Source organism: Tardiphaga sp. 37S4 (assembly GCF_021044645.1).
GTDB lineage: Bacteria > Pseudomonadota > Alphaproteobacteria > Rhizobiales > Xanthobacteraceae > Tardiphaga > Tardiphaga robiniae.
This window is the reverse complement of record NZ_CP088008.1, coordinates 4626366-4648051: the sequence shown is the minus strand read 5'-3', so window position 1 is coordinate 4648051 and position 21686 is coordinate 4626366. Positions and strand designations below refer to the sequence as shown.

At 61.9% G+C, this 21686-nt stretch carries 18 protein-coding genes; 11 read left to right on the top strand and 7 right to left on the bottom strand.

Annotated elements, in window-relative coordinates:
• Nucleotides 1–4: 4 nt before the first annotated feature.
• On the top strand, nt 5–970 hold the full coding sequence (locus tag LPB73_RS22100) for a Bug family tripartite tricarboxylate transporter substrate binding protein (RefSeq protein ID WP_231078188.1): 966 nt from the start codon (nt 5–7) through the stop codon (nt 968–970).
• A gap of 177 nt (nt 971–1147) precedes the next feature.
• Nucleotides 1148–2107 carry a Bug family tripartite tricarboxylate transporter substrate binding protein gene (locus LPB73_RS22095; protein ID WP_231078186.1) on the top strand — a complete coding sequence of 320 codons (960 nt, stop codon included), beginning with the start codon at nt 1148–1150 and terminating at the stop codon, nt 2105–2107.
• Between the two features lie 122 nt (nt 2108–2229).
• Here LPB73_RS22095 and LPB73_RS22090 read toward each other — a convergent pair whose 3' ends face one another.
• The 6 genes from LPB73_RS22090 to LPB73_RS22065 form a co-directional block, all read right to left on the bottom strand.
• Entirely contained in the window at nt 2230–2940 is a 711-nt protein-coding gene (locus LPB73_RS22090; RefSeq protein WP_231078185.1) for an ABC transporter ATP-binding protein, read from the bottom strand.
• A complete protein-coding gene (locus LPB73_RS22085; protein WP_231078184.1) occupies nt 2933–3712 on the bottom strand; it encodes an ABC transporter ATP-binding protein in 780 nt (259 codons plus the stop codon). Before LPB73_RS22085 ends, LPB73_RS22090 begins: the two co-directional genes overlap by 8 nt.
• Nucleotides 3709–4647: a branched-chain amino acid ABC transporter permease gene (locus LPB73_RS22080; RefSeq protein ID WP_231078183.1), complete on the bottom strand. Its 939-nt coding sequence runs from the start codon at nt 4645–4647 to the stop codon at nt 3709–3711. The genes LPB73_RS22085 and LPB73_RS22080 overlap by 4 nt, the downstream gene beginning before the upstream one ends.
• A complete protein-coding gene (locus tag LPB73_RS22075) occupies nt 4644–5510 on the bottom strand; it encodes a branched-chain amino acid ABC transporter permease (protein WP_231078182.1) in 867 nt (288 codons plus the stop codon). The genes LPB73_RS22080 and LPB73_RS22075 overlap by 4 nt, the downstream gene beginning before the upstream one ends.
• A 6-nt stretch (nt 5511–5516) precedes the next feature.
• On the bottom strand, nt 5517–6677 hold the full coding sequence (locus LPB73_RS22070; RefSeq protein ID WP_231078181.1) for an ABC transporter substrate-binding protein: 1161 nt from the start codon (nt 6675–6677) through the stop codon (nt 5517–5519).
• 110 nt (nt 6678–6787) lie between these two features.
• The gene (locus LPB73_RS22065; RefSeq protein WP_231078180.1) at nt 6788–7219 is read right to left on the bottom strand and encodes a nuclear transport factor 2 family protein; all 432 of its coding nucleotides are present in this window, start codon (nt 7217–7219) and stop codon (nt 6788–6790) included.
• A 268-nt stretch (nt 7220–7487) separates the two neighbouring features.
• Between LPB73_RS22065 and LPB73_RS22060 the strand changes: the two genes are divergently transcribed.
• Both LPB73_RS22060 and LPB73_RS22055 read left to right on the top strand, forming a co-directional pair.
• Entirely contained in the window at nt 7488–8723 is a 1236-nt protein-coding gene (locus LPB73_RS22060; protein ID WP_231078179.1) for an amidohydrolase family protein, read from the top strand.
• Between the two features lie 32 nt (nt 8724–8755).
• Nucleotides 8756–9940 carry an amidase gene (locus tag LPB73_RS22055; RefSeq protein WP_231078178.1) on the top strand — a complete coding sequence of 395 codons (1185 nt, stop codon included), beginning with the start codon at nt 8756–8758 and terminating at the stop codon, nt 9938–9940.
• Nucleotides 9941–10034: 94 nt separating this feature from the next.
• On the opposite strand, the gene LPB73_RS22050 is transcribed toward LPB73_RS22055, so the two are convergent.
• Nucleotides 10035–12377, bottom strand: coding sequence for a Tex family protein (locus tag LPB73_RS22050; protein WP_305801556.1), 2343 nt, complete (start codon nt 12375–12377; stop codon nt 10035–10037).
• Nucleotides 12378–12616: 239 nt separating this feature from the next.
• Here LPB73_RS22050 and LPB73_RS22045 point away from each other — a divergent pair, with 239 nt between their 5' ends.
• The 7 genes from LPB73_RS22045 to LPB73_RS22010 all read left to right on the top strand — a co-directional run bounded on the left by LPB73_RS22045 (nt 12617) and on the right by LPB73_RS22010 (nt 21674).
• Nucleotides 12617–13870: an Hsp70 family protein gene (locus LPB73_RS22045; RefSeq protein ID WP_089262612.1), complete on the top strand. Its 1254-nt coding sequence runs from the start codon at nt 12617–12619 to the stop codon at nt 13868–13870.
• Between the two features lie 94 nt (nt 13871–13964).
• Complete coding sequence (locus tag LPB73_RS22035) at nt 13965–14546, top strand: TetR/AcrR family transcriptional regulator (protein WP_089262610.1); 582 nt, start codon at nt 13965–13967, stop codon at nt 14544–14546.
• Between the two features lie 115 nt (nt 14547–14661).
• Nucleotides 14662–16008 (top strand): MFS transporter, encoded by a 1347-nt coding sequence (locus tag LPB73_RS22030; protein ID WP_120288329.1) that lies wholly within the window; start codon nt 14662–14664, stop codon nt 16006–16008.
• A gap of 112 nt (nt 16009–16120) precedes the next feature.
• Nucleotides 16121–17227, top strand: a complete 1107-nt coding sequence (locus LPB73_RS22025; RefSeq protein ID WP_231078176.1) for an efflux RND transporter periplasmic adaptor subunit — start codon at nt 16121–16123, stop codon at nt 17225–17227.
• 27 nt (nt 17228–17254) lie between these two features.
• Nucleotides 17255–20395 (top strand): efflux RND transporter permease subunit, encoded by a 3141-nt coding sequence (locus LPB73_RS22020; protein WP_231078175.1) that lies wholly within the window; start codon nt 17255–17257, stop codon nt 20393–20395.
• A 19-nt stretch (nt 20396–20414) separates the two neighbouring features.
• Nucleotides 20415–21014 (top strand): TetR/AcrR family transcriptional regulator, encoded by a 600-nt coding sequence (locus LPB73_RS22015; protein WP_231078174.1) that lies wholly within the window; start codon nt 20415–20417, stop codon nt 21012–21014.
• 36 nt (nt 21015–21050) lie between these two features.
• A complete protein-coding gene (locus LPB73_RS22010) occupies nt 21051–21674 on the top strand; it encodes a flavin reductase family protein (protein ID WP_089262600.1) in 624 nt (207 codons plus the stop codon).
• Nucleotides 21675–21686 lie beyond the last annotated feature (12 nt).

The window sequence follows — 21686 nt, the reverse complement described above, 5'->3', positions numbered from 1 at the left end:
AGCGATGAACAAGTCCTGGCGATTGTCGTGCGTATTGGCCGCTGTATTGATGTCCGGCGCTGCGCTGGCCGACACCAACTGGCCGACGAAGCCGATCAAGGCGGTCAATCCGTTCGGTGCCGGCAGTGCGGGTGACGTGGTCCCGCGCCTTTTCTTCGAAAAACTGAGCACGGAGCTCGGGCAACCGATCGTGATTGAAAATCGCGTGGGTGCGGGCGGCTCGGTGGGCACGGGCGCGGTCGCGAAGAGCGATCCGGATGGCTACACCTTGCTGTCGCAGACCAACGCCATCTCCATTGCGCCCGCGATCTTCCCCAACCTCAACTACGACACCACCAGGGAGCTGTCCTCGGTGCTGATGATTGGCTATGCGGCCAATGTGATGATCGTGCCCAACGAACGGCCATGGAAAACGATTCAGGATTTCCTGGCTTCCGCGAAGACCAAGGGCACTGTGATCAATTACGGCTCGGTGGGCGTTGGCAGCGCCGTGCATATCAGTTCGGAAAAATTCCGCGCCGCTGCCGGGTTCGAGGCCACGCATATCCCCTATCGCGGCGGCTCCGAGGTGATCACCGATATCATCGGCGGTCGCATCGATTTCTACTTCTGCCCGCTGGCCACGGCGCTGCCGTTGATTCGCGAAGGCCAGGTCCGCGCGCTGGTGGTGTCGACGCCGACGCGGGTGCGGGATCTGCCGGATGTGCCGACACCGATCGATGCCGGTCTCAAGGATGCGGACAGCTCAATCTGGTTCGGCGTGTTCGTGCCATCGAAAACGCCGCCGGAGATCGTCGAGAAACTCTATGTGACTGGCACCAAGGTGCTGAACACGGCTGACATGCAGGCTTCGCTGAAGAAGATTGGTGTCGAGCCGATGCCGATGAAGTCATCCGAGATGGATGCGCTGCTGGTCAAGGAAATCGCCGACAACAAGGTGCTGCTCAAAAGCGAGATCGCGGGCAAGTAGGCAGACTGCCGGCCTTGCCAGCACGGGTGAGGCCGGCATTGTCCTTTGTCTGGGCTGGATCACCGCGCGTTCGGGCGTTGTTTTAGGCTTCAAACGGTCCGAAACTTGCTTCGTTGTCGCCGATTGGCCCCATCACTGGGCCGCCATTCCCTGTGGATGGTATTATTGGAGCAAGTAATGAATAAGCTTATGCGGTGGTCGTGTGTTTTCGCCGGTGTGCTGCTGTCGTCTGTCGCGGCGCAGGCCGAAAACAACTGGCCGAGCCGTTTGATCAAGGCCACCATCCCGTTCGGCCCCGGCAGCGCCACCGACGTGGTGCCGCGGATATTCTTTGAGCGCCTCGGGCCCGAGCTCGGTCAGACGATCGTGGTCGAGAACCGGGTCGGTGGTGGTGGCTCGATCGGCACCAACGCGGTGACAAAGGCGGAGCCGGATGGCTACAGCATCCTGGCGCATTCCTCGGCGCTGGCGATCACGCCGGCAATCTTTCCGAACCTGCCCTATGACACGTCGAAAGACCTGTCGTCAGTCATCATGATCGGCTCCATCCCGCAAATCATGATCATTCCGAAAGAACGTCCGTGGAAGACCGTGGACGACTTCCTGAAGGATGCGAAAGCCAAGGGATCGCAGATCAATTTCGGTTCGGTGGGCGTCGGCAGCGCCGTGCATATCAGCGCCGAGAAATTCCGCCTTGCTGCCAAATTCGAAGCGACCCACGTGCCGTATCGCGGCGGTCCGGAAGTGATCGCCGATATTCTCGGTGGCCGTATCGATTTCTACTTCTGCCCGGCGGCGACCGCTTTGCCGCTGATCCGCGAAGGGCAGGTGCGTGCACTGGTTGTCTCCACCGACAAGCGCAGCAATGAACTGCCCGACGTGCCGTCGATGACCGAAGTCGGCCTCAAGGACGGCGTCAGCGAGAGCTGGATCGGCGTATTCGTGCCCTCCAAGACGTCGCCCGAGATCGTCGCCAAGATGCACGACGCCGGCGTCAAGGTACTCGCCAAACCTGAGATGCAGGCGGCTCTGAAGAAGATCGGCGTGGAGACGATCACGATGGAGCCGAAAGCGATGGATGAGCTGGTGGCAAAGGAAGTCGCCGCAAACATCGCGCTGTTGAAAGACGTGAAGTAACGCCTCGTCGATGCGAGCCTTGGCGAATTGGCAAAGCCAATTCGTTGGGCGAAGCAATCCAGTTCTTGGCCAAAGACTGGATTGCTTCGTCGCAAGGGCTCCTCGCAATGAGGGGAATTGGACTACCCACCCAGATACGCCTCGCGAATACGCGGATCGTCTGCCAGAACGGATGCCGGTCCGGACAGTGTGATCGATCCGGTTTCCAGCACGAAAGCGCGTGCCGCAACCTCCAGCGCCATCGCGGAATTCTGCTCGACAAGCAACACGCCAAGCCCGGTTCGCTTGTTCAGTTCAACGATCTTGTCGAACACCTGTTCGATCACGATGGGTGCGAGGCCCAGTGACGGCTCGTCCAGCATCAGAAGGTTCGGCCGCGACATCAGCGCACGGCCGATCGCAAGCATCTGCTGTTCGCCTCCCGACAGCGACCAGCCGCCTTGCTTGATGCGCTCCTTCAGGCGCGGAAACAGTTCGAACACCAGCGCCAGATCGTCTTCGACCTCGGCCTTCCTGTAGGCGCGCGATGCGGTGCCGGTGATCAGGTTCTCGCGCACGGTCAGCCCCGGAAAAATCCGGCGGCCTTCCGGGCAATGGGCGAGGCCGGTGCCGACGATGGTTTCCACAGCCGTGCCGTGAATGTTCTCGCCCTTCCATGAAATCGTGCCCGATGTCGGTCGCAGCAGGCCGGAGATGGTGCTGAGCGTCGTGGTCTTGCCGGCGCCATTGCCGCCGATCAGGGCAACGATCTCGCCCATCTCGACGCTGAAGGAGATTCCCTTCAGCACTTCGATATGACCGTAGGAGACGCGGAGATTGTCGACCTTAAGCATGGCGGTGCCGCCTGCCGAGATAGGCCTCGATCACCAACGGGTTTCGCTGCACGTCGGATGGCGCGCCTTCGGCGATCTTCTTGCCGAAATCGAGGACGGCAACGCGGTCGCTGATCCCCATTACCAGTCGCACATTGTGCTCGACCAGCAACACGGTGATGCCCTTACCTTTTAGCTTCGCGATGGTGTCGAGCAGCGTCATGCTCTCGGTCATGTTCATGCCCGCGGCAGGCTCATCCAGCAAAAGCACGCTGGGTTTCGACGCCAAGGCCCGTGCGATTTCCAGCAGGCGCTGCTGTGCGTAGGGCAACTGGGTCGGGCGGTCGTCTGCGCGTGCGGCGAGGCTGACGATCTCCAGCGCTTCGCGCGAGGTGCTCTCGATCTCAGCCTCGCGTTGTCGCTGCGTGCCGTTCGACAGCATGATGTTGAGCATCGACATGGGCGTGTTGCAGGCTGCAGCGACTTTCACATTTTCCAGCACGGTGAGATTGGAGAACACCCGGATGTTCTGGAACGTGCGTGCCAGCCCGAGCCGCGCGATGCGGTTGGGCCTGAGGCGGAAGATCTCCTTGCCGTCGATGCGGATCGAACCGGCATCGGCATGTGAGGCGCCGGACAGCGCATTCAGCAGCGTGGTCTTGCCCGAGCCGTTGGGGCCGATGATCGCCTGCACGATTCCCTTGGGGACGTCGAGATCGACGTCGTCGAGCGCGACAAGGCCGCCGAAACGGCGCGTCACGCCGCGCGCGGTGATGATCGCTTGATCCGTCATCGCGCACCCGCCCAGCGTGGCAGCCGTGATGCCAGCGATGCGAGGCCGCCGGGCGCCAGCACGATCACGGCGATGACGCCGAGGCCATAAAGCACGAGGTACCATTGCCCGAGGAAACGTAGCGCCTCCGGCAAAATGGTCAGGCCGACGGCGCCGATGATGCAGCCGGGGATCGAGCCCATGCCGCCAACGATAAGCATGGTCATCAGCAGGATGGCCTGGGTGCCGGAGAAGCTGTCCGGGCTGATGAAGCGGATCGAGGAAGCGTAGAGGCAACCGGCGAGGCCGGCATAGACCGCGCCGATCATAAAAGCGATCAGCTTGGTACGCGTAGTGTCGACGCCGCTCTGCTCGGCGGCGATCTCGGAATCCTTGGTGGCGATCATGGCGCGGCCGAGCGACGATTGCCGAATCCGCGCGGCGACGAGGGCCGCAATCGCCAGCACTGCGATGAGCAAATAATAATGTTGAACCTGTCCTTGCGGGCCGATGCCGAACACGCTGATCCCCGGAATGGTGCGCAAGCCCGAGGTGCCGCCGGTCACCGGCTCCCAATGCACGATGATCAGACGGACGATCTCGCCGAAGCCGATCGTGGTCATTGCGAGATAATAGGTGCGCAGCCGCAACGTCGGCAGGCCAAGCACGAGGCTCGCCGCCATCACGATGACCACCGACAGGAATGGCGTCGTGATCCAGGGCAATCCGGCTTTGGCGGCGATGCCTGTAGTGTAGGCGCCGAGGCCGTAAAATGCGGCCTGGCCGAAATTGATCTGGCCGACCCAGCCGGTGGCGAAGTTCAAGCCGAGCACGACGATGGCGTTGAGAATGGCGATGTTGAGGAGCTGAATGACATAGTTGTCATGGGTCACTGCCGGGATCAGCAGCGCCACCACAACGCCAAGCGCGAGCGGAAACCAGTGTTTCACTGTCATACCTTCTCGCTGCTCTTCTCGCCGAACAGTCCGCGCGGCCAGGCCACGAGCACGGCGATCATCACGATGAAGGCATAGGCATCGCGAAAGTTCGAGGAGATGTAGCGCGCGCCGAAGGTCTCGATCAGGCCGAGAAACAACCCGCCGATCACCGCGCCCGGCAGATTGCCAAAGCCGCCGATCACGCTGACGACGAAGCCTTTGAGACCCAGACTGCCGCCCATGGTCGGCTCGGCCAGGAAAATTGGTGCCACCAGCAGGCCGGCGATACCCGACAGGATCGCGCCAAAGGCAAAGGCGACGGCGATGGTGCGGTTGACGGGAATGCCGACCAGCCGCGCGGTGTGCAGGTCCTGCGCAGTGGCCTGCATCAGGATGCCGAAGCGTGTTTTGCTGAGCATCAGATATTGCAGCAGCAGGATCACTGCGAGCGTGCAGAAGATGAAGAGCTGGTGCATCGAAATGACGACACCGGCAAAACGCAGCGGCGGGCCGCGCACCGGCGAAGGCAGCGACACCGGCAGCGGCCCCCAGACGATCAGCGCGATGTTCTCCAGCACAATGCCCATGGCGATGGTGGTGAGGATCACCAGGAATGGTGGCCGCCCGCGCAAGGGGAAATAGACTAGCACCATGAAGACGATGCCGATCAGCGCCATCGCCAGCATGGTGGAGGCCCAGGCCAGCGCCATCGGCAGTTCATGCGTCACCGCGCCCGAAATACCGATAAAGGCACCGAGCATCAACAACTGTCCCTGCGCGAAATTGACGATCTGAACGGTGTTGAAAATCAGCAGCAGACCCAGCGCCACGAGAGCATAGATGCTCCCGAGCGCCAGGCCGTTGACGACGAGCTGGCCCATGAAGTTTTAGAACCCGCTCTCTTTGATCGGTCCGGTGAATTCCGGGGTCTTGCCCTTGTTGCGATAGATGCCGAGCGTATGGGTGAGGTCGCCGTTGGCATCGGCCTGGTAGGAGATCAGCATGCCCTTGAAGTCCTTGGTGGCGGCAAGGGCATCACGGATCGCCGGCTTGTCGCAGCCGACTTTCTCAATGATCGACTTCAGCATGAAGACCGAGTCGTAATAGGAGACGGTGAAGTTGTCGGCCGGCACTTTGTATTTGTCCTGCACGCGCTTTGCCCAATCCAGAATTTTCGGATCGGTCGAGGTTTGGGGGATCATGCCCCCGATCGCGTAGTTGCCGTCGGCTTCGGCTGCGGACAGATTGTTCAGGGTGGTCTGCGCGACAATGCTGGTATTGCCGATGGTGGTCAGCTTGATGCCGAGATCGCCCATCTGCTTCAGCACCAGCGTGATGTCGGAGGGACGACCGAACAGGATCAGGCTGTCGGCGCCCTTGTCCTTGATCTCCAGAAGCTGCGCGCTCATGTCCTTGTCGGACGGGGCATAAGAGGCTGTCGCGACCGGCGTGACATTGAGTTTGGTGAGTGCCGCCTGAATGCCCTTCGACGCGCCGAGGCCGTAATCGTCGGCAACGACGAGAATGCCGGGCTTGGTCTTCTTCAGTGAATTCACGAGATATTCGGGGATCAGCTCGGCGAGCTGGCCGTCATGGGCGTGGGTGCGGAACAGCCACTTCGAGCCCTGCGCGGTGACTTTCGCGTTGGTGGCGCCGACGATGAACGGGGTCTCGGATTTGTTGACGCTCTCGGTCTGTGCAAACACATGCGGCGAGATCATCGACGACATGATGACCAGCGGCTTGCTCTCGATGATGCGATTCATCGCATTCAGAGCGTCGGTCGACGAGGCGCCGGTGTCCTCGGTGGTGAGTGCGATCTTCTTGCCGGAAATGCCGCCGGCGGCGTTGATCTCGTCGACAGCGAATTCAGCGCCGTTGCGGGCTTGGGTGCCGAGCAATGCAAGGTTACCAGTCAGCGGCGTGGTCAATCCGAACGGGATCGTCGCTGGGCAGGCCGCTGCATCGGCCTTGGCAGTGTTGGTGACAGCGATCAGGCACAGCAGCGCCGCGCCTGTCATCATGGTCTTGGAGAATCCCTGCAACATCGACGTTCCCTGGTTACACTCGGCTTGCATTGTGTATGCAAACCGAGTGCCAGATCGTCGACATTTCGAGATGCTGAACGCCGGCCCGCGATCAAGCCGCCGTGTTTGCGCTAAGCTTCGATATCCATGCGCACGAGAATGCGTTCAGCGCTGTCGTTCCAGACATCCATTTTCACGATCTTGCCGTCGCGCACGACGAAGCGATCGACATAGCGATTGCTTTCGAACGGCGTGCCGTCATGCCATTCGCCGAAGAGCGTTCCGGTATTGTAGACGATGGTCTCGCCATTCCCCGGCGACACGTCGGTGCGCTCCATCTTCTTCTTCACCCATTTGTAGCGCATGGCGTTGAAGGCGGTGGCATCGCGCGGATGCTTGAACTTGCGGCCGCCGGTGAAGGTGATCGCGACGTCGGCCGACATGAAGGTGCCGGCGGTTTCCGGGTCCGGCACCATGGAGGCCACGAGAAACCGCTCGACGAGGTCGGCAGCCTGGGCGGTTTCATCGGTGACGGGCGCAAGCGCGGTGGGGGATTGCGACATCGGGTTTCTCCTGCGGGCAGATGCTGGCGCCATCATAGCAAAACCGATGCCAGAATTGTATTCGGTAGATGCATCAGATCGTATACAATTCTTGTGTGGCGCGCCTCATTATTGGGCGTTCCTTGAAGCAAGATTTGAAGATATTGTCTTATTTTCAGATAGTTAATCAGAGGTTGAATCGCATGCGTCTTGGCACATGCCTTGCTTGCCCGCGCATATACTTTCGCTACGTCCCGATCGGCGGCGTGGCCTCTTCAGGAGTCCTCCCATGACCTTCGATCTCATCCTGCGCAACGCGCGCATTGCCGACCGGCCCGATGGTCCGGTGGATATCGGCATTCGCGGCGGGCGGTTCGAGGCCATCGAGATCGGCCTGCCGCGCGGCGTCGCGCCGGATCAGGATGTCGGCGGCCGGCTGCTCGTGCCGGGCTTCGTGGAGACGCATATCCATCTCGACAAATCCTGTCTCCTCGGCCGCTGCAATTGCGCGAAGGGTACGCTCGCGGAGGTGATCAGCGAAGTCTCCCGGGCCAAACGCGACTTCACCGAAGAGGACGTCTATGCACGCGCATCGCAGACGCTGGAGAAAGCGATCAAGCACGGCACCAACCGCATGCGCACGCATGTGGAGGTCGATCCGCGTATCGGGTTGACCAGTTTTCGCGCGCTGAAGAAGTTGAAGCAGGAATACGCCTGGGCGATCGATCTGCAGCTCTGCGTGTTTCCGCAGGAGGGATTGCTCGATGATCCCGGCTGCGAGGAGGTCCTGCTGCAGGCGATGCGAGAGGGCGCCGATCTGGTCGGCGGCGTGCCTTACATCGACAAGGATTCGAATGGCCAGATCGTCAGGATTTTTGGTATCGCGCAGGAGTTCGGCGTCGATATCGATTTCCACCTCGATTTCGATCTCGACCCAACGCGGTCGGACTACGAAGAGGTCTGCCGCATGACCGAGGCGACCGGCTGGGGCGGCCGTGTCGCCATCGGCCATGCCACGAAACTGTCGGCGATGCCGCCTGCGGCCTTCGAGGCCGCTGCAAAGCGGCTCGCCGATGCCGGTGTCGCCGTCACGGTGTTGCCGGCGACCGACCTGTTCCTCACCGGCCGTGACAGCGATCACAACGTGCCGCGTGGCGTGACGTCGGCGCATAAGCTTCGCGCGCTCGGCGTGAACGCCAATATCTCCACCAACAACGTGCTCAATCCGTTCACGCCGTTCGGCGATGCGTCGCTGATCCGCATGATCAATCTCTATGCCAATGTGATGCAGGTCGGCGCCATCGACGATCTCGCTGGATGTCTTGATCTGGTGACATTGGCATCCGCCAAGCTGCTCAACCTGAAGCATTACGGCATCGCCGTCGGCAATCCCGCCGATCTCGTGGTGCTCGATTGCGAGACCAAGGCAGAGGCGGTATGCGAGATCGCGCAGCCGCTGTTCGGTTTCAAGAATGGCATCAGGACCTTCATCAGGCCGGCTGCGAGTCTGCTCAAGCCCCACTGAAGCGGGCGTCCTTTTGTCGTACGGAGACTTCGATGCCGATCAATGACACGCTCAACGCCTTTGTGGATCATGGCCACATCGAAGTGCAGACGACGACAGAGGGGCCTCTCGCGGGTCTCACCTTTGCGCTGAAGGATTTCTTCGATCTCGCCAATGTGCCGACCGGCGCCGGCAGCCCGGAATGGCTGGCGACACATCCGGTGCCGACAAAATCGTCGCCGGTCGTGGATCGTTTGTTGAATGCCGGCGCGAAGCTCGTCGGCAAGACGCATACCGATGAACTGGCCTGGAGCCTGAATGGCGAGAACGCGCATTACGGCACGCCGATTAATCCGGCTGCGCTCGGCCGCATTCCCGGTGGCTCGTCCAGTGGTTCCGCTGCAGCGACCGCTGGTGCGCTGGTCGATTTCGCCATCGGCTCCGACACCGGTGGTTCGGTGCGTTTGCCCGCCAGCTATTGCGGTGTCTACGGCATTCGCACCACGCATGGTCGCATTCCGCTTGATGGTGCGGTGCCGCTGGCGCCGAGCTACGACACCGTCGGCTGGTTCGCGCGCACGCCCGAATTGATGGTCGAGGTCGGCAAGGTGTTGCTCGACAAGGCGCGTGCCCCGCGCCGGGTGAAGAAGGTTCTGATCGCAAGCGACCTGTTTGGCGCTGTCGATGAGAAGGTTCGCAACCTGCTGCAGCCGTCGGTCGATCGCATCAAGGCGCTGGTTGGCGCGAGCGAGGAGGTGGATGTCGCGAGCGGTGAACTCAACGCTTGGCGCAACACCTTCCGTGTAGTTCAGTCGGAAGAAGCCTGGGCCGCGCAGGGCGAATGGATCAAGGCGACCCAGCCGAAGCTCGGCCCCGGCGTGAAGGAGCGTTTCGCGGCTGCGGCGGTTTTGGATCCCGCCGAGATCGCGGCTGCGCGGGCCATGCGAAAAGTCATCGTTGAACGCGTGCTGTCGCTGCTGACCACCGATACGGTGTTACTGCTGCCGACCGCGCCGGGCATTGCGCCGCTGCGCAACACACCGGATGCGACGCTCGACGTGTTCCGCGCCCGCGCGATCGAACTGCTGTGTGTGTCCGGCCATGCCGGCACGCCGCAGGTCTCACTGCCTGTGGCAAAGCTCGACGATTGCCCGATCGGCCTGTCGATTATGGGCGGGCGCGATTGCGACGAGGATATTTTGCAGTTGGCTATGGAGTTGGGGGAGGCGCAGGCCTAACAGCCGTCATTGCGAGGAGCATTTGCGACGAAGCAATCCAGACTGCGCTTTTGGCTTCTGGATTGCTTCGCTTCGCTCGCAATGACGGGGAGAGTTACTTCGCCTTTCCGGCGCCCTTCTCGGCTGCACGGCGGAGTGCCTCTGCAAATGCACCACCGCCACTGCTCTCCTGCTTCGCCGGAGCACGCGATGTCATCTGGCGCTCGTTGAAGCGCGGGCCGCGATCGGCTTGCGGGCGGTCGGCCTTGGCACCGACGGGGTCATCCATGCGCAGCGTCAGGGCGATGCGCTTGCGGGCGACTTCGACTTCCAGCACCTTCACCTTGACGATGTCGCCTGACTTCACGACCTCGCGCGGATCCTTGATGAAGGTCTTGGACATCGCCGAGATGTGCACCAGACCATCTTGATGCACGCCGATATCGACGAAGGCGCCGAAGGCAGCGACGTTGGTCACAGTGCCTTCGAGCACCATGCCGGGTTTGAGGTCGCTCAGCTTCTCGACGCCTTCCATGAACACCGCAGCCTTGAAGGCGGGGCGGGGGTCGCGACCGGGCTTTTCGAGTTCTTTCAGGATGTCGGTGACGGTCGGCAGACCGAAGGTGTCGTCGACGAAGGTCTTCGGCTGCACCTTGCGCAGGATCTCGGCATTGCCGATCAGCGCCTTGATGTCGCTCTTGGTAGCTTCGAGAATCTTGCGCACCAGCGGATAGGCTTCCGGATGCACGCCGGACTTGTCGAGCGGATCCTCGCCATCATTGATGCGCAGGAAGCCGGCGCATTGTTCGAACGCCTTCGGGCCAAGCCGCGGCACTTCCTTCAGCGCCTTGCGTGACTTGAACGGGCCGTTGGCGTCGCGGTGCTGCACGATGCTCTGCGCCAGACCGGTGCCGATGCCGGACACGCGTGCCAGCAGCGGCGCCGATGCCGTGTTCACGTCGACACCGACGCCGTTCACGCAGTCTTCCACCACGGCATCGAGCGACCGCGCCAGCTTGCTCTCGCCGAGATCGTGCTGGTACTGGCCGACGCCGATCGCCTTCGGATCGATCTTCACCAGTTCGGCCAGCGGATCCTGCAGGCGGCGCGCAATCGACACCGCGCCGCGCAGCGTGACGTCGAGTTCGGGCAATTCTTCGGAGGCGAAAGCGGAGGCCGAATAGACCGAGGCGCCGGCTTCCGACACCACGATCTTCGACATCTTCAAATCCGGCAGTAGCTTCACCAGCTCCATCGCCAGCTTGTCGGTCTCGCGCGAGGCCGTCCCGTTGCCGATGGCGATCAGATCGACCTTGTGCTGGACGGCGAGCTTGCCGAGCATGGCGAGCGACGCATCCCACTGGCGCTGCGGCTCATGCGGATAGATCGTGGTCGTTGCGACGACTTTACCGGTGGCGTCGATAATCGCGGTCTTCACACCCGAACGGAAACCGGGATCGAGACCCATGGTGACGCGCGCGCCGGCAGGCGCTGCGAGCAGGAGATCGCGCAAATTGGAGGCGAACACGCGGACGCCTTCTTCTTCGGCCGCAGTCCACAGCCGCATGCGCAGGTCGATGTTGAGATGCACCTGGATCTTGGTGCGCCAGGCCCAGCGGGTGGTTTCGGTCAGCCACTTGTCACCGGGGCGGCCCTGATCGGAGACGCCGAAGCGGTTCATGATCTTCAGCTCATAGGAGCTGGGTGTCGTTGTCGGAGCAGGCGCGGCCGGCACCGGCTCGGGCTGCATCGCGAGATCGAGGATCTCTTCTTTCTCGCCGCGGAACAGCGCGAGAATGCGATGCGACGGCAGCTTGTGCAGCGGCTCGCTGAAGTCGAAATAGTCCTTGAACTTCTCGCCTTCGGTCTTCTTGCCGGTGCGCACGGTCGAGGCCATCAGGCCGTTCGACCACATCTGCTCGCGCAGCGCGCCGATCAGATCGGCATCTTCGGCGAAGCGCTCGACAAGAATGGCGCGCGCGCCGTCGAGTGCAGCGGCGACATCGGCGACGTTCTTCTCGGCATTGACGAAAGCTTCGGCAACTTTCTTCTGATCGTTCTGCGGCTCGGTGAGCAGCAGTTCCGATAGCGGTTCAAGGCCGGCTTCCTTGGCGATCTCGGCCTTCGTGCGGCGCTTCGGTTTGAACGGCAGATAGATGTCCTCGAGACGGCCTTTGGTTTCGGCGGTCATGATCGCCGTTTCGAGCGCAGCGTCGAGCTTACCCTGTTCGCGCACCGATTCCAGAATCACGAGACGGCGTTCTTCGAGTTCGCGCAGATAGGTCAGGCGCTCTTCCAGCGTGCGCAGTTGCGCGTCATCGAGACCGCCGGTGATTTCCTTGCGGTAACGCGCCACGAACGGCACCGTCGCGCCGCCGTTGAGCAGTTCTACCGTCGCGGCGACTTGCTGTTCGCGCACGCCAAGTTCGTCTGCGATCTTCTGATTGATGTTTGCCACGCGTAGAGATTCCTTCGAAATTCCGTGGCGGGTCATACCGCCGTCGCAAACCGCTTATGGACCGATGCCGCACGATTCATCAACCCCGGCGGATGCAGTCGATTGTTCTGTGGATCGCGTTGTTTTGCTTCGAAAATTGCAGTGTTCGATGCGCTTCATGACAGTCCGGCTGTGCAAAAATATAATGCTAGATCGCGGCCTGCGAACTGTGTAGACGGACGTTCCTTTCGGGAGCGGCAATGTCGGTTTGTGGTCTGGATTTTGGGACGTCGAACACGACGCTCGGCACGGTCATCAATGATGTTCCGGTGCTGGCGGCGCTCGAAGACTATCATGTCACAATTCCGAGTGCGATCTTTTACAAGGCCGATACCGGCGCCTTCATCGGCCGCAAGGCGATTGAGGCCTATGTCGAGGGGGCGCCTGGCCGCCTGATGCGCAGCCTTAAATCCGTGCTTGGCACGTCGCTGATCGACGAGACGACGCGCGTCGGCCGCGAACGCGTCAGCTTCCGCAATGTCATCGCCTATTATCTCGGTGCGGTGAAGCGGCGTGCGGAACAGGCCACAGGGCTTGAACTCCGCCAGGTCGTCCATGGCCGTCCCGTCCATTTCGTCGATGACAATCCGGCGGGCGATGCCAAGGCCGAAGCTACGCTGCGCGCCATCGCGAAAGACGTCGGCTTCGAGGACGTCACGTTCCAGTTCGAGCCGATTGCCGCGGCGCTGGATTACGAGCGCCAGATCAATTCGGAGGAGATCGCGCTGATCGCCGATATCGGCGGCGGCACGTCGGATTTCTCCATCGTGCGCCTTTCGCCCGAGCGGCACCGTCATGCCGACCGCAAGGACGACATTCTCGCCAATGACGGCGTGCGCATCGGCGGTACCGATTTCGACAGACATCTCAGCCTCGGCGTGATCATGCCGCTGCTCGGCTATCGCTCGGCGATGAAGCGCGCGGGGCTCGATGTGCCGTCAGGCTATTTCCACGATCTGGCGACCTGGTCGAGCATCAACCGGATGTACGATTCCAAGGTCATGAATGAGGTGAAACAGGTGCGCTATGAGGCACAGCAGCCGGAGCTGCTGGATCGCTTGGTGCGCGTACTGGACGAGCAGCGCGGCCACACACTGGCCATGGAAGTCGAGGGCGCCAAGATTGGCCTGTCCGACAAGCCGAAATCGAGCATCGCGCTGGACTGGATCGAGCCGGGTTTGGCCGCTGGCGTCGCCCGCAAGGAACTCGTCAGCCACACCCAGTTGCTCGCCGATCGGATCACCGCGCGGATCAAGATCTGCCTGAACCAGGCCGGATTGAAGCCCGAAGCGATCGATGCGGTGTTCCTGACCGGCGGTTCGGTGCAGCTCGCCCATGTCCGCAAGGCGATCACGGCGGCGCTGCCGGCCGCCCGCGCTATCGATGGCGACACGTTCGGGGCCGTCGGCAAGGGTTTGACTGTCGAGGCGGCCCGCCGCTACGGGCACGGCTAGACCCAAAGGCCAGGGCAGTAAAAGGGGGCTGAACGCCTTGTGGTTATGCGCGGCGGTCGCTTGATCCGGCGCCCGGCACAGCCATATTAAGTCCATGGCGAAGCTCTCGAATCGCGACAGGATTCTCACCGCAGGCCTCGCGGTCGTGCATGCGCGCGGCTATGCGGGGGCCAGTGTTCGCGACATCGTGCATGCCGCGGGTGTGCCGCAGGGCACCTTCACCAACCACTTTACCTCCAAGGAAGAATTCGGCCTCGAGATCATCGATCTCTATTTCGCGAAGGGTCGCGAACTGATGGCGCAGACGCTGCGCAATGAGGGCCTGTCGCCACTGGCGCGGTTGCGCGCCTATATCGATGCCAATGTGGCCCGGCTCACCGAAGACCAGATGTGCAATGGCTGCCTGTTCGGCAACTTCACGGCAGAAGCCAGCGACCACAGCGACCTCATTCGCGACCGGCTGCTGACGATCTTCGCCGATGTTCAGCAGAGTATTGCCGAATGCCTGACCTCCGCGGTGAAAGCCGGCGAGCTGCCGGCCGACTTCAAATGCGCGGAGGTTGCGGGTTTCATCGTCTCCTCGCTGCAGGGCGCCAACCTGCTGTCGAAAGCCGAACGCAGCCCGGCACCGATTGAGCGCTTCGCGCAGGTGCTGTTCACGCAGGTGCTGCGCTGAGCTGATTGCTGCTCTGCACAGACATTGCCGCTCCCCGGGTCTTTCGCTAAACCGTGCGACATGACAGCGCGGCCCGCAGAGGCCGTTGCCGACAACAAGCGACCGGGAGTGAACCATGAGCCAGACCGCCGTCGGGGCGCGCGCCACGCGCAGCGCGAAATCCGACATCGAAGCCTCAACCATCCGCGCCATTTCCTGGCGGCTGATCCCGTTTCTGGTGCTGGCTTATTTCCTGGCCTATCTCGACCGCGTCAATCTTGGCTTCGCCGCGCTCACCATGAATGCCGAGCTGAATTTCTCGCCCACCGTTTTTGCGTGGGGCGCCGGCATCTTCTTCATCGGCTATTTCATTTTTGAAGTTCCCAGCAATATCGCGCTGGAGAAATTCGGCGCCAGCCGCTGGATCGCGCGCATTATGGTGAGCTGGGGCATCATCTCCGCGCTGATGGCGATCGTCAGTGGCCCGTGGAGCTTCTACACGCTGCGCTTTCTGCTCGGTGTCGCTGAGGCCGGCTTCTTCCCCGGCATTATCCTCTATCTCACTTACTGGTTTCCGGCAGAATATCGCGCGCGTTTCCTCGCCGCCTTCGCGATCGCGGTGCCCGTATCCACGGTGATTGGCGCGCCGATCTCCGGCATGCTGCTGGGGCTCGACGGTGTCATGGGCCTGAAGGGCTGGCAGTGGTTGTTCATCATCGAAGGCATTCCTTCGGTCATTCTCGGCGTCGTCACCTGGTTCTATCTCACCGACAAGCCTGAAAAGGCCGAATGGCTGACGCCCGACCAGAAGATGTGGCTGTCCGACAAGCTTGAAGGCGAGCGCCTTGCCAAGGAGAGCGCCCATGGCATGACGCTGGGGCAGGCGCTGTCGTCGCCGAAGGTGCTGATGCTGAGCGTGGTCTATTTCGGCTTTGTCGGCGCCCTCTATGGCATGCAGTTCTGGCTGCCGCAGATCGTGAAGGCGTTCGGCTTCACCAACCTGCAGACCGGTTTCGTCACCGCGATCCCTTATCTGTTCGGCTCCATTGCCATGGTGTTGTGGGCGCAGCATTCCGACAAGACCCGCGAACGCGTCTGGCATGTCGGTCTGCCGCTGCTGCTGACCGCCGTGGCGCTCGCGCTGTCCGGCATCTCCACCAATCCGACCCTGACCATGGTCGCGCTGACGATCGCTGCGATCGGCGTGTTCTGCACCTTCGCCTTGTTCTGGACGCTGCCGACTGCGTGGCTCAGCGGCACGGCGGCCGCGGGCGCCATCGCGCTGATCAATTCGATCGGCAATCTCGCCGGCTTCGGCGGTCCCTATCTGATCGGCTGGGTCAAGGAGCTGACGGGCAGCACCTCGACCGGGCTTCTGGTTCTGGCGGCCATGCCGCTGGTCGCCGGTATTCTCGTGCTGGTCGGCAATCACGGGACAGCAACGGAGTTCGCGGCTACCGGCAAACCGGCGCGGGTGAAATAAGGCCGGGACGGGGTGCGGCAATCTGCCGAAATTGTGACCACTGACGAATATTGACATTCGTCAGTGGTCACGCCTAAATTCCCTTCGAACATTCATTCGAAGGACGCTCGTGATGCTCGGCCACACCAAAGTCAGCGCTTCCCGCAAGCCATTCGCTGCCGCGCTCTTGCTGATCCCGGCCCTTGCTCTGGCCGGATGCGGCAAGAAAACTGAGGCGGAAGCCAAGCCAACCCGCCCCGTGCTGGTCGCGACTGTGCATTACGAGCCGGAATCGCCGCAGCGCAGTTTCGTCGGCACCATCCGCCCGCGGATCGAGACCGATATGGGCTTCCGGGTCACCGGCAAGGTCGCGAAGCGCCTTGTTGAGGTCGGCCAGAACGTCGAGATCGGCCAGCCGCTGGCTACGCTCGACGAGGTCGATCTGAAGCTGCAGGCTGAGCAGGCGGTCGCCGAACTCAACGCATCCACGGGCGTGCTGGCCAACGCCACTGCGGCCGAGGGCCGTGCCACGGAATTGCGCAGCAAGGGCTGGTCCACCCAGGCACAGCTCGATCAGGCCAAAGCCACGGGCGACGAAGCTCGCGCGCGTCTCAATCGCGCCGAACGCTCGGTCGAACTCACCAAGAACAGCCTCTCTTATGCGACGCTGATCGCCGACACCCGCGGCGTTGTCACCGCGACGCTGGTCGATGCCGGTCAGGTCGTCGCCGCGGGGCAAGCCGCCATCCGTGTTGCGCGTTTCGGCGAGAAGGAGGCGGTGGTTTCCATTCCGGAAACGCTGGTTGGCCGCGCCAAGGAAGGCAAAGCCGGCGTGACGCTGTGGTCTGAGCCCGGCAAGCAATATGCCGCCAAGCTGCGTGAACTTGCGCCCAATGCCGACACCGCGACGCGCACATATCTGGCCAAATTCTCGCTGCCCGAAGCCGACGACAAGGTGTCGCTCGGCATGACGGCGACGCTGACGCTGTCCGATCCTGCCACCGAACGCGTTGCGCGCGTGCCGCTCTCGGCGCTGTTCAGCCAGGGCAACAACCCTTCGCTCTATGTTGTGAGCGCATCGGGCGACGTCGCGCTGCAGCCGGTCAAGGTGAAGTCCTATGAGAGCAACGACGTGATCATCTCAGGTGGCGTCGATGAAGGTGCCAAGATCGTGACGCTGGGCGTGCAGAAGCTCGACCCGGCGCTGAAGGTCCACGTCGTCTCCGCATTGTCTTTTTAAGACGCTCGCATTCAAAGGACGAAGCCGATGCATCGCTTCAACCTCTCCGCCTGGGCCGTCGCTCATCCGGCACTGATTTTGTTTCTGATCATCGCGCTCGGTGTCGGCGGCTTCTTCTCTTACGAGAAGCTCGGCCGTGCCGAAGATCCATCTTTCACGGTGAAGGTCGTTAACGTCACGGCGATCTGGCCGGGGGCGACCGCCAAGGAAATGCAGGAGCAGGTTGCAGATCCCATCGAGAAGAAGATGCAGGAACTGCCTTACTTCGAAAAGGTGCAGACCTATTCGAAGCCGAACTTCACGGCGCTGCAGGTCACGTTCAGGGATAACGCGCCCGCCAAGGAAGTACCGTTCCTGTTCTATCTGCTGCGCAAGAAGCTCGCCGACGTGCAGGGCAGCCTGCCCGCCAATCTGATCGGGCCGACGGTCAATGACGAATTCAGCGACGTCGATTCCATTCTCTATATGATGACCGGCGACGGTGCCGACTTCAAACAGTTGAAAGTGGTCGCCGAAGGCCTGCGCCAGCGCCTGCTGAAGGTGAAAGGCGTCACCAAGGTCAATCTCTACGGTACGCAGGACGAGCGCATTTTCGTCGAATTTTCTCACGCCAAACTGGCGACGCTCGGCATCACGCCGCAGACGCTGTTCGATTCTCTCGCCAAGCAGAACGCGATCCAGCCGGCCGGTACCGTGGAAACCTCGTCGCAGCGCGTGCCGCTGCGCGTCACCGGCGCGCTCGATGGCGTGAAGACCGTCGCGGAGACGCCGGTGGAGAGCAACGGACGCACGTTCCGCCTCGGCGATATCGCGACGGTGAGCCACGGCTTCGTCGATCCACCGGATTTCAAGGTCCGGCAGAAGGGCCAATACGCGCTCGGCGTCGGCGTGGTGACGGCCAACGGCGCCAATATTCTGGAACTCGGCAAGGACGTCGAAAAGGCCAAGAACGAATTCATGGCCGCCGTCCCGCAGGGCATCAATGTCGAGCAAATCGCTGACCAGCCGCTGGTGGTCGAACATGCCGTTGGGGAATTCACGCACTCGTTCATCGAGGCGTTGGGCATCGTGCTGTTCGTCAGCTTTCTGGCACTCGGCTGGCGCACCGGCATTGTGGTGGCGCTCTCGGTGCCGCTGGTGCTCGGTATCGTCTTCATGGTCATGAATGCGATGGGCATGGACCTGCATCGCATCACGCTAGGTGCGTTGATTATCGCGCTCGGCCTACTGGTCGATGACGCCATTATCGCAGTCGAGATGATGGTGGTGAAGATGGAGCAGGGCTGGGACCGCGTGCGCGCGGCCTCCTTCGCCTGGGAGTCCACGGCATTCCCGATGCTCACCGGTACGCTGATTACAGCGGTCGGCTTCCTGCCGATCGGCTTTGCGAATTCCGCAGTGGGCGAATATGCCGGCGGCATTTTCTGGGTTGTGGCGATATCGCTGATCGCCTCGTGGTTCGTCGCGGTGATCTTCACGCCCTATATCGGCGTCAAGCTGCTGCCGAACTTTGCTGCCCACGGAAAGGCCAATCACGATCCGCATGCGGTCTATGAGACGCGCATCTATCGCGGGTTGCGCAGCGTCGTGCAGTGGTGCGTCACGCACCGCATCAAGGTGGTGGCTGCCACCGTCGGTATCTTCATCGCTGCCATCGTCGGTTTCGGCCATGTCCAGCAGCAGTTCTTCCCGTTGTCGGAACGTCCCGAACTGTTCCTGCAGCTGCGCCTGCCAGAAGGCACGGCCTTTGGCGTTACCGAAAAGGCGGTCAAGGACGCCGAGAAGCTGCTCAAGGACGACAAGGACATCGCCACCTATACGGCCTATGTCGGCCGCGGCTCGCCGCGCTTCTGGCTCGGCCTCAATCCGCAGCTCCCGAATGAGGCCTTCGCCGAGATCGTGATCGTGTCCAAGGATGTCGAGGCACGCGAGCGCATCAAGTCCAAGATCGAGAAGGCCGTCGCCGATGGCCAGCTGCCGGAAGCACGCGTGCGCGTCGATCGCTTCAATTTCGGTCCGCCGGTCGGTTTCCCCGTCCAGTTCCGCGTCATCGGGCCGGATACCGCGACCGTGCGGGATATAGCCTACAGGGTGCGCGAAGTAATGCGCGCCAACAAGAATATGGTCGATCCGCAGCTCGACTGGAACGAACAGACGCCTTCCCTCAGGCTGGTGGTCGACCAGGATCGCGCCCGTGCGCTCGGCCTGACGCCGCAGGAACTGTCACAATCCCTGGCGATGCTGATCTCCGGCGCGTCGGTCACGAACGTGCGTGACGGTATCGAGAAAGTGGGTGTCGTTGCCCGGGCCGTGCCGTCGGAACGCCTCGATCTCGGCCGTGTGGGTGATCTCACCATCATCTCGCGCAACGGCGTTCCGGTGCCGCTGTCGCAGGTGGCGAAGATCGAATACGCCCATGAGGAGCCGATCCTCTGGCGCCGTAACCGCGACATGGCGATCACCGTGCGCGGCGACGTCGTCGATGGCGTGCAGCCGCCGGACGTCACCAACCAGATCTGGCCGCAACTGCAGCAGATTCGCGACAGCCTGCAGCCGGCCTATCGCATCGAGATCGGCGGCGCAGTGGAGGAATCCAGCAAGGGCAATGCCTCGATTGCCGTACTGTTTCCGCTGATGATGATCATCATGCTGACGCTGCTGATGGTGCAGTTGCAGAGCTTCTCGCGCCTGATCCTGGTGTTCCTGACGGCGCCGCTCGGCATCGTCGGCGCCTCTTTGGCGCTGAACGTTGCCAACAAGCCGTTCGGCTTCGTGGCACTGCTCGGCCTGATCGCGCTGGCGGGTATGATCATGCGCAACGCCGTTATTCTGGTGGATCAGATCGAAACCGACGTGCGGCACGGTCTGACCCGCCGCGAAGCCATCGTCGAGGCGACCGTGCGCCGTGCGCGTCCGGTCATCCTGACGGCGTTGGCCGCCATTTTGGCGATGATCCCGCTGTCGCGCTCGGCCTTCTGGGGCCCGATGGCGGTCACCATCATGGGTGGATTGTTTGTGGCGACGTTCTTGACGTTGTTGTATCTCCCGGGTCTCTATGCGCTATGGTTTCGCAAGAGCCTGGATGAACGCGGATCGGGTGAGGACGTGGATCATCACGCACCGCAACATCACGACAAGCAACAGGCCTTTCCGCTTGCTGCCGAATAACTGAAGACTGCACGCCGAGATGACTCTGATTTCTGATCACGTCGAAGCCGATATGCGGGGCCGCATCGTTGTGGTCGCGGAAAAGCTGTTTCGTGAAATCGGCTACCAGAAGACCACCGTCGCCGATATTGCGAAGGTGCTGCGGATGTCACCGGCGAACGTCTATCGCTTCTTCGATTCGAAGAAGTCGATCATCGCGGCTGTGGCGCAGCGGTTGATGGGGGAAGTTGAAGAGGCCGCTGGAGCGATTGCTGAAAATCCGCAGCCGGCCGCCGCGCGGCTCCGCGAACTGCTGACGTCAATCCATGAGATGAATGCCGAACGCTATGTCGGCGATGCCAAGCTGCATGAGATGGTCGCCATCGCCATGGAAGAGAGTTGGGATGTCTGCACTGCTCATATGGAGCGCATCACCGTTACCATCGGCGGTGTCATCGCGGACGGTGCTGCCAAGGGTGAGTTTAAGGCTCCGGACGTCGAATTGGCAGCCATGTGCGCCTGCACCGCCATGATGCGGTTCTTTCACCCGCAGATGATCGCGCAATGTGCGACGAAACCTGGCCCGACCCTGGATCAGATGATCGACTTCGTTCTTGCCGGGTTGGCCCCGCGGGGCTAGACGATCTCTCTGACGTCAATTCAGGGGATCTTCCGCGTGACCGCATTCGATCTGCATTCTTACGAGCCCGTCAACGGCCACGGCCTCAAGCACGATCCCTTCAATGCCATCATCGGTCCGCGTCCGATCGGGTGGGTCTCCTCCCGGGATGCCAATGGACACGTCAATCTGGCGCCGTACAGCTTCTTCAACGCCTTCAACTACACGCCGCCGCTGATCGGCTTTTCCAGCATCGGGATCAAGGACTCCGCCCGCAACATGCAGGCGACGAAGGAATTCGTCTGGAATTTGGCCACCATGGATCTGGCCAAGCAGATGAACGCCACGGCGGCGCATGTCGGCCCGGAAGTCGATGAATTCGAGATCGCCGGCCTGACGCCGGTGCCGAGCAAGCTTGTCAATGTGCCACGGGTCGGCGAAGCCCGCGTTGCGTTCGAGTGCAAGGTGACTCAGATCATCGAACTCAAGGGCGCCAACGGTGCTTCGGCCAACGCCTTCCTCACCATGGGCGAGGTCGTTGCCGTCCATATCGACAAGACCCTGATCGTGGATGGCGTGTACCAGACCGCATTGGCTGGCCCGATCCTGCGCGCCGGCCGCCGCGGCGACTATTTCCACATCAAGCAGGACGCCATGTTCGAGATGAACCGGCCGGACTGAGGCCGGCTATTC

What these genes read in the sequence shown, in the direction of transcription:
- LPB73_RS22100 (WP_231078188.1), top strand. Translation starts at nt 5, where the DNA reads ATGAACAAGTCCTGGCGATTGTCGTGCGTATTGGCCGCTGTATTGATG.
- LPB73_RS22095 (WP_231078186.1), top strand. Translation starts at nt 1,148, where the DNA reads ATGAATAAGCTTATGCGGTGGTCGTGTGTTTTCGCCGGTGTGCTGCTG.
- LPB73_RS22090 (WP_231078185.1), bottom strand. Translation starts at nt 2,940, where the DNA reads ATGCTTAAGGTCGACAATCTCCGCGTCTCCTACGGTCATATCGAAGTG.
- LPB73_RS22085 (WP_231078184.1), bottom strand. Translation starts at nt 3,712, where the DNA reads ATGACGGATCAAGCGATCATCACCGCGCGCGGCGTGACGCGCCGTTTC.
- LPB73_RS22080 (WP_231078183.1), bottom strand. Translation starts at nt 4,647, where the DNA reads ATGACAGTGAAACACTGGTTTCCGCTCGCGCTTGGCGTTGTGGTGGCG.
- LPB73_RS22075 (WP_231078182.1), bottom strand. Translation starts at nt 5,510, where the DNA reads ATGGGCCAGCTCGTCGTCAACGGCCTGGCGCTCGGGAGCATCTATGCT.
- LPB73_RS22070 (WP_231078181.1), bottom strand. Translation starts at nt 6,677, where the DNA reads ATGTTGCAGGGATTCTCCAAGACCATGATGACAGGCGCGGCGCTGCTG.
- LPB73_RS22065 (WP_231078180.1), bottom strand. Translation starts at nt 7,219, where the DNA reads ATGTCGCAATCCCCCACCGCGCTTGCGCCCGTCACCGATGAAACCGCC.
- LPB73_RS22060 (WP_231078179.1), top strand. Translation starts at nt 7,488, where the DNA reads ATGACCTTCGATCTCATCCTGCGCAACGCGCGCATTGCCGACCGGCCC.
- LPB73_RS22055 (WP_231078178.1), top strand. Translation starts at nt 8,756, where the DNA reads ATGCCGATCAATGACACGCTCAACGCCTTTGTGGATCATGGCCACATC.
- LPB73_RS22045 (WP_089262612.1), top strand. Translation starts at nt 12,617, where the DNA reads ATGTCGGTTTGTGGTCTGGATTTTGGGACGTCGAACACGACGCTCGGC.
- LPB73_RS22035 (WP_089262610.1), top strand. Translation starts at nt 13,965, where the DNA reads ATGGCGAAGCTCTCGAATCGCGACAGGATTCTCACCGCAGGCCTCGCG.
- LPB73_RS22030 (WP_120288329.1), top strand. Translation starts at nt 14,662, where the DNA reads ATGAGCCAGACCGCCGTCGGGGCGCGCGCCACGCGCAGCGCGAAATCC.
- LPB73_RS22025 (WP_231078176.1), top strand. Translation starts at nt 16,121, where the DNA reads ATGCTCGGCCACACCAAAGTCAGCGCTTCCCGCAAGCCATTCGCTGCC.
- LPB73_RS22020 (WP_231078175.1), top strand. Translation starts at nt 17,255, where the DNA reads ATGCATCGCTTCAACCTCTCCGCCTGGGCCGTCGCTCATCCGGCACTG.
- LPB73_RS22015 (WP_231078174.1), top strand. Translation starts at nt 20,415, where the DNA reads ATGACTCTGATTTCTGATCACGTCGAAGCCGATATGCGGGGCCGCATC.